This window comes from Peribacillus folii (assembly GCF_030271255.1).
GTDB lineage: Bacteria > Bacillota > Bacilli > Bacillales > DSM-1321 > Peribacillus.
Genome location: NZ_JASJOM010000001.1, coordinates 483,274 through 495,292 on the forward strand (window position 1 = coordinate 483,274; position 12,019 = coordinate 495,292).

The 12,019-nt window shown below is 45.3% G+C and carries 12 protein-coding genes; 2 read left to right on the forward strand and 10 right to left on the reverse strand.

Features of this window, described 5'->3' with window-relative positions; genetic code table 11:
• Positions 1-174 precede the first annotated feature (174 nt).
• The 3 genes from QNI08_RS02350 to QNI08_RS02360 all read right to left on the reverse strand — a co-directional run bounded on the left by QNI08_RS02350 (position 175) and on the right by QNI08_RS02360 (position 2,964).
• Positions 175-789 carry a DedA family protein gene (locus QNI08_RS02350; protein ID WP_285765805.1) on the reverse strand — a complete coding sequence of 205 codons (615 nt, stop codon included), beginning with the start codon at positions 787-789 and terminating at the stop codon, positions 175-177.
• A 54-nt stretch (positions 790-843) separates the two neighbouring features.
• Positions 844-1,494, reverse strand: coding sequence for a phosphatase PAP2 family protein (locus tag QNI08_RS02355; protein ID WP_285765806.1), 651 nt, complete (start codon positions 1,492-1,494; stop codon positions 844-846).
• Positions 1,495-1,722: 228 nt separating this feature from the next.
• Complete coding sequence (locus QNI08_RS02360) at positions 1,723-2,964, reverse strand: cytochrome P450 (protein WP_285765807.1); 1,242 nt, start codon at positions 2,962-2,964, stop codon at positions 1,723-1,725.
• Between the two features lie 626 nt (positions 2,965-3,590).
• On the opposite strand from QNI08_RS02360, the gene QNI08_RS02365 reads away from it, so the two are divergent.
• Positions 3,591-3,722 carry a hypothetical protein gene (locus QNI08_RS02365; RefSeq protein ID WP_285765808.1) on the forward strand — a complete coding sequence of 44 codons (132 nt, stop codon included), beginning with the start codon at positions 3,591-3,593 and terminating at the stop codon, positions 3,720-3,722.
• A gap of 26 nt (positions 3,723-3,748) precedes the next feature.
• On the opposite strand, the gene QNI08_RS02370 is transcribed toward QNI08_RS02365, so the two are convergent.
• The 6 genes from QNI08_RS02370 to pruA all read right to left on the reverse strand — a co-directional run bounded on the left by QNI08_RS02370 (position 3,749) and on the right by pruA (position 9,477).
• Positions 3,749-3,928 (reverse strand): DUF4083 domain-containing protein, encoded by a 180-nt coding sequence (locus QNI08_RS02370; protein ID WP_285765809.1) that lies wholly within the window; start codon positions 3,926-3,928, stop codon positions 3,749-3,751.
• A gap of 191 nt (positions 3,929-4,119) precedes the next feature.
• On the reverse strand, positions 4,120-4,791 hold the full coding sequence (locus QNI08_RS02375) for a DUF975 family protein (protein ID WP_285765810.1): 672 nt from the start codon (positions 4,789-4,791) through the stop codon (positions 4,120-4,122).
• A gap of 342 nt (positions 4,792-5,133) precedes the next feature.
• A complete protein-coding gene (locus QNI08_RS02380) occupies positions 5,134-5,388 on the reverse strand; it encodes a biotin/lipoyl attachment domain-containing protein (RefSeq protein WP_285765811.1) in 255 nt (84 codons plus the stop codon).
• A 37-nt stretch (positions 5,389-5,425) separates the two neighbouring features.
• Positions 5,426-6,691, reverse strand: a complete 1,266-nt coding sequence (locus tag QNI08_RS02385; RefSeq protein WP_285765812.1) for a Glu/Leu/Phe/Val family dehydrogenase — start codon at positions 6,689-6,691, stop codon at positions 5,426-5,428.
• A 26-nt stretch (positions 6,692-6,717) separates the two neighbouring features.
• Positions 6,718-7,911 (reverse strand): ornithine--oxo-acid transaminase, encoded by a 1,194-nt coding sequence (locus QNI08_RS02390; protein WP_285765813.1) that lies wholly within the window; start codon positions 7,909-7,911, stop codon positions 6,718-6,720.
• An 18-nt stretch (positions 7,912-7,929) separates the two neighbouring features.
• The gene (gene pruA, locus QNI08_RS02395) at positions 7,930-9,477 is read right to left on the reverse strand and encodes an L-glutamate gamma-semialdehyde dehydrogenase (protein WP_285765814.1); all 1,548 of its coding nucleotides are present in this window, start codon (positions 9,475-9,477) and stop codon (positions 7,930-7,932) included.
• Between the two features lie 384 nt (positions 9,478-9,861).
• On the opposite strand from pruA, the gene QNI08_RS02400 reads away from it, so the two are divergent.
• Positions 9,862-11,274: a sigma-54 interaction domain-containing protein gene (locus QNI08_RS02400; protein WP_285765815.1), complete on the forward strand. Its 1,413-nt coding sequence runs from the start codon at positions 9,862-9,864 to the stop codon at positions 11,272-11,274.
• Between the two features lie 56 nt (positions 11,275-11,330).
• On the opposite strand, the gene QNI08_RS02405 is transcribed toward QNI08_RS02400, so the two are convergent.
• Positions 11,331-12,017, reverse strand: a complete 687-nt coding sequence (locus tag QNI08_RS02405; RefSeq protein WP_285765816.1) for an FMN-dependent NADH-azoreductase — start codon at positions 12,015-12,017, stop codon at positions 11,331-11,333.
• Positions 12,018-12,019 lie beyond the last annotated feature (2 nt).

The window sequence follows — 12,019 nt, forward strand, 5'->3', positions numbered from 1 at the left end:
TGAGGAATGAAAAGGTGTGAAACGCGAAGTAAAAAGGATCGAGGACAGGGAATAATAAAAAATGCCGCCTGTAAAAAATACAGACAGCATCCCCTTCAAGTTGCTAGTTTTTTTAAAAATGTCCTTTACGAAAGTCCTTCTAAATTGGTATATACAATCAACTATACGCTTGGATCATTCCACATTGCCTTTGTTTCTTCTGAAAATCCAGACAACGAAAGAGATGACCAGCAATGCTAATATGGCATAAACGATGTTGGAGTAGATGTCCATATATCCCACGATATCTTCCCACGAAGCTCCTACTGCCGCCCCGATATTCACTAAAATGATGTTCCAAATCAACGTCCCTGATGTTGTATAGAGCAGGAACAGCCAAAAGTTCATATGTGACATGCCTGCTGGCAGCGAGATCAAGCTCCTGATCAACGGAACGAGCCTGCAGAAGAATACGGTCCATGCACCGTACTTTTCAAACCAAGCATTCGCCTTATGGACGTCAGGTACCGTCAAGCGTAGAATATGCCCCCACCTTTCGACGAACCTTTCGATGATTTTCACATCTAGAATGGAACCGATCCAATAAAGGATGACCGCTCCTGCCACTGACCCTAGGGTCGAAGCAATCACGACGCCAAGGATCGTCATATTCGCTGTCGTGGTCATGAAACCGCCAAACGTCAGAATGACCTCCGATGGGATCGGCGGGAAAATATTTTCCAATGCGATCAAGAGAAAGATGCCTATATAACCAAAATCATTCATGAAATTCGTAATCCAGTTTTCCATTTCTAACGCCCCCTAACTTCCGCCATTTGCTTATCCAGCTATATTTTTTCTTATTTACTCGCCTTTGTCCTTCCGGCGGTCTTGATATCTTTGGAAGAACCAAATCGAAATCGCAATCCAAAAACCGCCTGCCAAATAACCCGCTATTATATCACTTGGATAATGGACTCCCAAGTATATCCGACTTATCCCGATCGTGAGGATCATCAATGTGCTCACCACGATCAAGAGAATCCTTCCCCATTTACCCTTAATGTGCCGCCACAGCAAGAAAGTCAGGATTCCGTATAATGACATGGCATTCATGGCATGCCCACTTGGAAAGCTGTAGCCCCCAATTTCAATGAGGCGATGCAGCTCCGGCCTTGCCCGTTGGAAGCAAAGCTTAACCAACGCATTGAGGATGGGGGATCCCGCCATGACGGCGATGAACAAGACCAACTCCAAACGATGCTTCAATACCTTATACAAAAAAACCAAAATGAATAAGACTAGAACGATCATCGATCCCGTGGACCCTATGTATGTAAAGACCTTCAAGATACTTGTCAGTCCCGGCGACTCCCATCCTTGGACAAAAGAGATCACCGATCTGTCAAATTCCAAGTAATCATTGGCACTTACGGCAATGGCCATGAAGCTGAATCCCAGTAAGGCAAACACACTCACGATAAAGGCAATCGTCAATTGCAGCTTTAATTTCATACTAACATCCTTTCACTTTTCGAAGCTCGCTTCTCGCCAATCTGGGCGCAAGCATAAAACCCGCTTCTTTTCATACTACTCCATCCATCACAGACACCTCAACTTAAGGGTACTGTAGATTTATGAATTACATCCGTTCAGCAGCCTTTCACCTAAAATTAAAGCTAACACATTGCGCATCACAGCAAAAAAAAACCTTATGCAAGTCCATGCATAAGGTTTTTTCGGCTATGAAAAGGAACGGTGCACCTGAAGCGGCAGAGACGTCAGCGTCTGTCCGGTCGCTGAGTCGGTGAGATGATCCTCCAATCGGAAAGCTGCTGCCGGTTCAATTTTCTTGAACTTCTTCAAAAATCCAGTAAGTGCAATTTTTGCTTCCAGGCGGGCTAACGGAGCTCCTAAGCAGAAATGCGGCCCGTTTCCAAAAGCGAGATGCTTCTTATTATTGGGACGGTGGATATTCAGCGTGAATGCATCCTCAAACATCTCTTCATCCAAATTTGCAGCGCTCATCCAGGCTACCACGGTATCGCCCTTTTTCAGCTTTACACCCAATAACTCATTATCTGCCGATACCATCCGATCCAACTTAGTTAAATTGAAGCGGTAGCGAAGCATTTCCTCAACCGCTTGCGGGACCAGGTCCAAGTTTTCATGCAGTTCCTGGTAGACCGTATCGTCATCATACAGCAGCGAATAAAAGCTATTGGCCAGTAAATGACTCGTCGTCTCTACCCCTGCCCCCAAAATCACCATGGTGGTGCGCACCACTTCATCATCGGTAAACATTTCACCATCGACTTCCGCCTGCAGAAGGTCGGAGATGATATCATCCGCCGGGCTCAACCGTTTTTGGACAACGATGGGATATAAATACTCATAATATTCTCTTGCGGCGACTATCTTCTTTTCATTCACTTCATTTTGCGTTGCTTGATCGTAAGGCAGAAATAAGATATCCACCCATTCTTTGAACAATAGGCGGTCCTTCGAGGGGACACCCATCAAATCGGACATGACAATGATCGGGAGCGGACTTGCCAATGAGGAGACGATATCGATTTCCGTTTCTCCTTCCATTTGCTCCATCAATTCATCTGCAATTTCTTGAATCCGAGGTTCCCAGTTTTTGAGACTTCGTGGTGTAAAGGCGGCAGCCAACAGCGAACGGCGTTTTCGATGATCAGGCGGGTCGACTTCAGTAAGCCTGATTTTATCCGGCACCGAGCCTTCCTTGCTGTCGGCCCCAACGGAGATTGTCGTGCGCTGCCTCTCACTCGAAAAATGCTTATAATCACTTAACACAAGCTTAACATGCTCATATTTAAAAACATTCCACGTATTGGTTCCTTCATGATAGCTCACAGGGTCATTTTCCAGCTTCTCTTTGCACCAAGCATACGGACTGAATTCCTCCGCTCTAGTTTTAAACTGAGTAATTTCCTTTACTGCAATAATTTCTTTCATCATACCGACTCCTCCCACTTCTTAAAGATACCTAATAAAAGGCTGGAATGTTCCACATTCGCTTTCTTCATGGAGTTGTTATAGTATCGAGCATTCCTGATGGACCATAAACGGGTCCCTTACCTCTTCATCCATTCCAGTATAAGGGAAAACAAGGTCACAAACCATGCATCATCCAGACTAACTCCTGCCTTGCAACCTCCCGCCATCACCATGTAAAATTGCTTATTTTTTACATTTTCCTTTCTTTTTACCTTTCTTTATGTCTCTTTAAAGGATGCGCCCAACCTGTAACATTCCCCTCCCCTCTCCAGCGACCTTCAGATTAAAATTATTTTGAAATAGCCACAAACCGTTTTCTTTGTCATGAATAACGCCGGAAGCAGCGGATGAACAATAAGGAAAAGAAGTTCGAGCTTCATGCTGAACATATGTGCAAGGAAGTGACCTGGATGGTGCAAGGAAATGGCAGACCGCCTTTGGATGTGCGAGCCCTGCAGTGAAGGGAATTTGAGTGGCATGGAAGGGAAGGGGCGACACTGCCGCTTAGGAAATCCGTGTCTGCGTGAGACACCGCAGGCGCAAGCGCCGATGAGACCCACGGACCGCCTCTACATAGGGGGAGCTTTATGAAGTGGAACGGACGGTTGAGGTACAAAAGTTCTTATACTTCTGGCTATTTAATCATCCTGAAGTTCACGCAAAGTGAAATGAAATATGCCAATAAAAAAAGACAAACCCGACATATGGAGTTTGTCTAGAGGTTGACCGCCGCAGCATCAAGCCGTCAATCCGCACTCTTTCTTAGCTGTTGATGCAGATCATCCAATTTCTTTTCCAGGATATCGAGCCTGGTTTTACGCTGCTTGACGGAACGGAATAAGGATATGGCGCCGACGATGATCAAGATGAGAAAGGCAAGGAAAAACAATTGAAATATGATATCCGCAATATTATAACTACTCACTATGTAATCCCCCTAAATGGCAAACTCACTATTCCATTATACATCACTTGAAATGACAGTTTATCTTTTTTGAGAGAGATGCAGCGTGAAACGCAACTTTTTCTTTCATGAACCGATGCATGCTGCCGCTAAATCCTTGGAAATCGGCAAACAAAAAAGCCGATGGCGATTTCGCCATCGGTCATAGCCCTTTATATTTCTACTTGCTGCTCGTCTTCCTGAGGGACGATTAACTCGTTATAAAACGCTGCCAGCGTTGTCCCGATATAAGGAATCAGCCATAATAACCCAATCCCCAGCGTAAAGATGCAAAGGAATCCCCAGCCTATGAAACTCAGGTTCATAAGGAAGTACTTCCATTTCAATCCATTCATCCTTTTTCTGCTCTCTGTAATGGCCTCCAGTATGGTATATTGCGGATGGTCCTTCAATAAGAAAAACAGTTGGGAATAGGCGATGCTTTTGATGATGCCCGGAATGATTAATAATAATGACCATAAGCATATGAAAATAGCTTGTAATATCGACCCGCCAATCAGCTTAATCGAGGTTTTTCCATCTTTATAGATAGCGAATACCTCGGTGATTTCAGGGCTTTCCTTCCTGACTAGATCCAAGTAAAACCAAGTGGTCGCTATAGTCAGCGGTATCAGGACGATAGACAGGATCGTTCCGAAGATATCCGACCATAATGGCGTTTCTTCCTGTTCGAACCACTGTACAAAGCCTCCGCTTCCGATTACTTCGACAATGAAAGGGAAAACGACATGGATCAAGAATAAAAGCAGCATCAGCGAAACGGCTATTCCCCACTTGCCTTTTAACGCTGCAAGACCTTTCTTTTTTAACTCGGATATTCTCATCCTTTAATTGAACTCCCCTTTTTTAAATGGCAAAATCACTGAAATAACAGTAATATGGCCCTTTTTTTTATCTCGTATAGATTTTAACATACTCTTACCATTTGTGGGTATAAATTCCCATAAATGAGAGGGGAAATTCAAACGATCATGAATCAAACACCTAATCTCCTTCCACCAAAATGCATGCCCCTAACAGTCTATGAATGGAGAAATAGGTATATGCCTTCGATCCCGAGAAAGAATCGATGTCTGCTAAAGCTTTTTCACTATTATCTAAACAACTAAAAAGGGCATCCCAAAAGCAGAATCGCCCCCGCTTTTGAAACACCCTCATGTTCAACATCAATCAGAACCAGTTATAACAAAATCGTCTTGGAGTAAAGCTAAAGGTAGCTTTCTATTTATAGGATCCCCTGCCGTGACATTGATTTCCGTAATGTGGCCACTCGCACCTATTGACACATCGATCAACTTTCCATCTTCCGTCTTCACTAGAAAGAGCCTCTCCCATTCGTAAACGTAGGAATCCTTTTGAACGTAAACCTGTTCGACGGTCCCGTTTTGAGCACATTCAATTGAATGAATCGGTTTTAGCACGGAATCACTCCTCCACTCTTCATTATTTGGCTAAAGCTTAAACCCAGCCGCGGAATATCGAGGCTTCTGCCATTTTCCTGACTCCCACCATGTATGCCGCCAGCCTCATGTTCACTCTTCTTGTTTCGGACATCTCATACACTTGGTTGAATGAGCTGACCAATAGCTCTTTTAATTTTCTTTGGACTTCTTCATCTTCCCAATAGTACCCCTGATTATTTTGTACCCATTCAAAGTAAGAAACCGTCACGCCGCCGGAACTTGCCAATACATCCGGAACAAGAAGCACATTGCGTTCCGTCAAGATCTTGGTTGCCTCCAAAGTGGTCGGTCCATTTGCTGCCTCCACGACGATTTGGGCTTTGATAAGATGTGCATTTTCCTTGGTGATCTGGTTGGAAATGGCCGCCGGAACTAAAATATCACAATCTTGTTCAAGAAGCTCTTGATTGGTGATTTTGTTTTCGAATAGGGTCGTAACCGTTCCAAAGCTATCCCTTTGGTCAAGTAGGTAATTGATGTCCAGTCCCTCCGGATTATATAAAGCACCGTATGCGTCTGAAATGCCAATTACCTTCGCTCCTGCATCATGCATGAACTTGGCTAAGAAGCTTCCTGCGTTCCCGAATCCTTGTACGATGATGCGAGCACCCTTCAATTCAATGCCCTTCCGTTTGGCCGCTTCTTCAATGCAGATCGTGACACCCTGTGCTGTAGCCTTTTCCCTGCCTTGCGAACCACCAAGGACAAGAGGCTTGCCGGTAATGAACCCAGGAGAATCGTGTTCTCTTATTCTACTGTATTCATCCATCATCCATGCCATGATTTGTGAATTTGTATAAACATCCGGGGCCGGGATATCTTTCGTCGGCCCGACGATCTGGCTGATCGCGCGGACATATCCGCGGCTAAGCCTTTCCAATTCACCTATCGACATTTGGCGCGGATCACAGATGATGCCGCCTTTCCCCCCGCCGTATGGAAGATTCACGATGCCGCATTTCAAGCTCATCCACATGGATAGTGCCTTCACTTCTTCTTCATCGACTTCGGGATGGAAACGGATGCCGCCCTTTGTCGGTCCGACTGCATCATTATGCTGGGCCCGATATCCCGTGAATATCTTCGTCGTATTGTCATCCATTTTAATCGGGATGCGAACGGTCAGCATACGAAGAGGCTCCTTCAAAAGCTCGAACACTTCTTCGGAGTAGCCAAGCTTACCGAGCGCCTCCTTGATAACAACCTGTGTTGATTCTAGCAAGCTGGCCGTTTCTTTTTCTTCTTTGATTGATGTACTCAATGGAATTCACCTCATAGGGATAATAATTAGGATAAAACTTTATTGATGCGTTCGATTGCCCAGTCCAAATCTTCTTTCGTGATCACAAGCGGCGGTGCAAAACGGATGACTGTATCATGTGTTTCTTTACATAGCAGTTTTTCTTCTTTAAGCTGCTCGCAATAAGGTCTTGCCGCTTCCGTCAATTCGACGCCGATGAATAAGCCCCTGCCGCGGATTTCCTTAATCATCGGATTCTTGATTTCCTTCAAGCGATCCATAAAGTATTGGCCAAGCTCCAAGGAACGCTCCGCAAGCTTCTCTTCTTCAAGGACCTCCAAGGAAGCGATGGAAACCGCGCATGCCAATGGATTGCCGCCGAATGTTGAACCATGTGAACCAGGGTTGAATACGCCAAGGATTTCACGGTTTGCAGCTACGCAAGAGATCGGGAACACCCCGCCGCCCAGCGCTTTACCTAAAATATACATATCCGGAACGACTCCATCCCAGTCGGAGGCGAACATTTTTCCTGAACGGCCAAGTCCTGATTGAATTTCATCAGAAACGAATAGGACATTATTTTCTTTACACAAGTCATAAGCTTCCTTCAGGAATCCTTGTGGCGGAATGATGATTCCTGCTTCACCTTGAATCGGTTCGATTAAAAATCCAGCCGTTTGCGGGGTAATCGCTTCTTTCAATGCATCAAGATCGCCGTAAGGGATAAGCTTGACACCTGGCAGCATCGGCCCGAAGCCCCTTCTATATTCCTCATCGGAAGACAAGGATACGGCAGCCATCGTGCGGCCATGGAAATTCCCGATGCAAGCGATGATTTCAGCTTGGTTTTCCGCGATTCCCTTAACATCATACCCCCAGCGCCTAACGGCTTTGATGGCTGTTTCAACGGCTTCGGCACCTGTATTCATCGGCAAGGCCATATCCTTTTGCGTAAGGCGTGAAACCATTTCATACCATGGGCCCAATTTATCACTATGGAATGCACGGGACGTCAATGTTACGCGATCCGCTTGTTTTTTTAATTCGTCGATGATCTTCGGATGCCTGTGTCCTTGGTTCACGGCTGAATAGGCACTTAGCATATCCATATATTTATTGCCTTCAGGATCTTCCACCCAAACTCCTTCTGCCTTCGAAATGACGATTGGAAGTGGATTATAATTGTTTGCCCCATATTGTTCTGTTTGCTCGATTAATTTTTCCGTAATTGTTGTCATGTTGATTCCCCCTAAAGTTTATAGCGTTTCAGATGTTGTTTTACCTTGAAGGTGAAGAACTAAATAATCAGGACCGCCCGCTTTTGAATCCGTTCCTGACATATTGAAGCCGCCAAATGGCTGGTATCCTACGATGGCTCCCGTACAGCCGCGATTGAAGTACAAGTTACCGACGTGGAAGTCCTCACGCGCCTGTTCGATATGTTCGATGTTGTTCGAGATGACCGCGCCAGTTAAGCCGTAATCGGTGTTATTGGTAATCTCGATGGCATGATTGAAGTCTTTTGCCTTACAGAACGCAACCACTGGTCCGAAAATCTCTTCTTTCATGACACGTGCATTCTCATCGACATCGGCAATGATCGTTGGCTGGATGAAGAAACCTTTTGAATTGTCTCCTTCTCCGCCTGCCACAACTTTCCCTTCTTTTTTACCGATTTCCACGTAGCTCATGACTTTATCGTAAGCGGCTTGATCGATGACCGGGCCCATGAAGTTGTTTACATCCGTTGGCTCCCCGACCGTTTTTTCTTTCGTCAATTCAATGACGCGATTCAAGACTTGATCATATACCTCTTCGACGACGACGGTACGTGAGCAAGCAGAGCATTTTTGACCGGAGAACCCGAACGCGGAAGCGACAATGGATTGGGCCGCCAATTCCAGATCAGCCTCTTTATCAACGACGATCGTATCCTTACCGCCCATTTCAGCAATGACACGCTTCAACCAGATTTGCCCTTCATGAACCTTGGCCGCACGCTCATAAATGCGGATTCCGACATCACGAGATCCGGTAAAGCTGATGAAACGTGTACGGGGATGATCGACTAAATAATCGCCCACCTCGGCACCGCTTCCTGGAATGAAGTTCACGACTCCTGCCGGCAAGCCCGCTTCTTCCAACACCTCGATGAACTTAGCTGCAATGACCGGTGTTGTACTGGCTGGTTTCAATAGAACCGTATTGCCTGAAACAAGCGCCGCCGTCGTCATGCCTGCCATGATGGCAAACGGGAAGTTCCAAGGTGAGATGATGACGCCGACACCAAGCGGAACATAATTGAATGCATTGTGTTCAATCGGACGGCTTTCAACTGGCATGCCGTCTTTAAGCTTCAGCATTTGACGTGCGTAATATTCCATGAAGTCGATTGCTTCGGCTGTATCGGCATCCGCTTCATTCCAAGGCTTTCCTGCTTCTTTGACCAATAGGGCCGAGAAATAATGCTTTCTTCTGCGGACGATGGCTGCAGCCCTGAATAAAATATTGGCACGGACTTCCGCTTTCGTTTTTCTCCAGGTTTGGAATGTCTTGTCTGCCGCTTGCATCGCTTGCTCGGCCAAGTCCTTATTTGCTTTGGAAACCTCTCCAATGACTTCTTCTTTGTTTGCCGGGTTTACTGAGGTAATGACTTCATCAGTGAACACTTTTTCACCATTAATGACTAGCGGGTACTTCTTCCCTAAATCGTTAGCCACTTCATTCAATGCCGCTTGAAAAGCTTTATTGTTTTCTTCAAGTTTAAAATTAGTAAATGGTTCGTGTTTATATGGTTGGACCATTATGGCTCATCTCCCTAAAGTTTATTTCTATTCTTCTCCCTTACTTAATAAGCAAGTTCCGTGCCAACTTTTCATTTTTTTGATAAAAATATCTTTTCGCGCGTAATATGCCATGAATTTCAGCACTTTTCGAGAAAAATTCACATAGTGTGCCATTTTTTTTTGCTCTAATCCGAATTTTGCAGGATCAACCCCTGCTCTTTTTATTAGATGCAATAATCATGCCAAACTGTTTTATCATAAAAATGCACCATTTTCACCTTATTTCGCAAAATAATTTTGCACCACTCTGCAAAATTTTCTTGCTGCGCAAATTTTCATTGCACCTTTTGTTCGCTTCCTCTACAATAATCTGTAACAAAAGAACGAAACTGGGAGGCATTCATGTACTTAGATCAAATCATCAAAATAGAAGGTTTCCAAACCATCCTCTACTCACTCGTGGATGTGATCGATAGCGGGATACATATCATCGATACAAAAGGGAGAACCATCGTATACAACAAGAAAATGGCTGAAATCGAAGGAATGGAATCGGACGAGGTATTGGGGAAAAAGATTCACGAGATTTTTAAATTCCAGGAAGAAACGGAGAGTACCTTGATTCGTGCCTTGCATTCCGGCAAAAAGACCGAAAATTCGAAGCAGACCTACTTCAACAATCTCGGCCAGGTAATCACGACCATCAATAATACGTTCCCGATCATGGATCATAACCAGCAAATTATCGGGGCCATTGAAGTCGCTAAGGATATAACCAATCTGGAAAGAATCATCAAAGATAATATTTTAAATAAGGGAGATACCAAATATACGTTTGACAGCATCATTGGGACGAGTGAGAATTTCTTGGAGGTCATAGAAAAGAGCAAACGTTCCACAAGGACCACCTCCTCGATCTTAATCGTCGGGGAAACCGGAACTGGAAAGGAGCTATTTGCCCAAAGCATCCATAATGGCAGCAGCCGCTCGACCCATCCTTTCATCAGCCAAAACTGTGCCGCACTGCCCGATAGCCTGATCGAGGGAATCCTGTTTGGAACGAAGAAAGGGGCCTTCACCGGTTCAATCGAAAGGCCGGGATTATTCGAGCAAGCACAAGGCGGAACCATCCTTCTGGATGAAATCAACTCGTTGAATCCGAATTTGCAGGCGAAGCTGTTACGGGCCTTGCAGGAACGGACGATTCGGCGTGTCGGGGATACAAAGGATAAAAAAATCGATGTACGCGTCATCGCGACCATCAATGAAGATCCAATAGATGCCATTGCCAACGATCATTTACGCAAGGATCTATATTACCGCCTAAGCGTCGTATCCTTGTTCATCCCGCCGCTTCGGGAGCGGAAAGAGGACATTCCTTTGCTGGCGCAATCCTTCATCGAGAAATTCAATGCATTGTTCGAATTGACCATCGAAGGGATAAGCGAAGAAGTCTACGCCCTTTTTTATGATTACGACTGGCCTGGGAACGTCAGGGAGCTTGAGCATATCATCGAAGGTGCCATGAATTTACTCGAACCTGGAGACACCAAAATCTCGCCCCACCACCTTCCTGCTCTATTCAAGAAGAAGGCCCATCTCGGGGACACACCTGCCGCTAAAGAGGAAGAACAGGTCCATCGCGAAGCACAAAAGTCAACATTATCGCTCGATGATTATATAGCGAATACGGAAAAGCAATACTTGGAGAAGGTCTTGAAGGAACATGGGATGAATATCTCCCAAGCGGCCAAAACCCTCAATATCAGCCGCCAAAGCCTTCAATACCGCTTAAAAAAGTATCAAGTCAAATAGCAGCATTCCTGCACAAAAAGGCCCTCCAGTATATGGAGGGCCTTCTGTTTTCAGCATTAAAAAGCTGCGGCCGCTTTTGCTACGTTTTCCAGGCCATCGTTGATAATATTTTGTGTTCGATCCGGGTATTGGTTGTGTCCTTCAATGACGACGGTATCAGGATTTTTGATCCCCCATAGGCTAATGATATTCTTGACCAGGTTGACAGCCATTTCGCCAGCGGCCATTCCTTCCAAGGCATAATCCGAGCCCCGGGCATTCAATAACATGATTTTTTTATCACCCGCATACCCGACTGGGCCTTCAGCTGTATAATTGAACATTTTCCCGGCTTGGGCCAAATAGGAAAGATAGGTGACGAGCGGTGCCGGCACCGTTGCATTCCATAAAGGGAAGGCGAATACCACCTTATCCATCGCGAGGAATTGTTCTAAATATCGGTCAACCAGATTGGCGGCCTTTTCCTCGTCGGCTGTCAGTTCAAGCCCCTGATTGCGTTTATACAACCCAGTGATGGCCGTATTTCCGTAGTAGGGAAGTTCTTCTTTGAATAAATCCAATTCGGTCACTTCATCTGCAGGGTGTGTGTCTTTATATGTTTTCAGGAACGTGTCATGCATTTTCGCGCTGATTGCCTGCTCTGCCGGACGGTCGTTCACTTTCACGAAAAGCACTTTTGTCATTTTTCCATTCTCCTCGGCTGCGATTTCTTTATTTCCGAATAGCCTGCTTAAAAATCCCATAA

Excerpts from the sequence above, each read along its gene's own strand:
- QNI08_RS02390 (WP_285765813.1), bottom strand. The coding sequence starts at position 7,911 with ATGACAACAATTACGGAAAAATTAATCGAGCAAACAGAACAATATGGG.
- QNI08_RS02365 (WP_285765808.1), top strand. The coding sequence starts at position 3,591 with ATGAAGTGGAACGGACGGTTGAGGTACAAAAGTTCTTATACTTCTGGC.
- QNI08_RS02355 (WP_285765806.1), bottom strand. The coding sequence starts at position 1,494 with ATGAAATTAAAGCTGCAATTGACGATTGCCTTTATCGTGAGTGTGTTT.
- QNI08_RS02360 (WP_285765807.1), bottom strand. The coding sequence starts at position 2,964 with ATGATGAAAGAAATTATTGCAGTAAAGGAAATTACTCAGTTTAAAACT.
- QNI08_RS02405 (WP_285765816.1), bottom strand. The coding sequence starts at position 12,017 with ATGGGATTTTTAAGCAGGCTATTCGGAAATAAAGAAATCGCAGCCGAG.
- pruA (WP_285765814.1), bottom strand. The coding sequence starts at position 9,477 with ATGGTCCAACCATATAAACACGAACCATTTACTAATTTTAAACTTGAA.
- QNI08_RS02400 (WP_285765815.1), top strand. The coding sequence starts at position 9,862 with ATGTACTTAGATCAAATCATCAAAATAGAAGGTTTCCAAACCATCCTC.
- QNI08_RS02375 (WP_285765810.1), bottom strand. The coding sequence starts at position 4,791 with ATGAGAATATCCGAGTTAAAAAAGAAAGGTCTTGCAGCGTTAAAAGGC.
- QNI08_RS02350 (WP_285765805.1), bottom strand. The coding sequence starts at position 789 with ATGGAAAACTGGATTACGAATTTCATGAATGATTTTGGTTATATAGGC.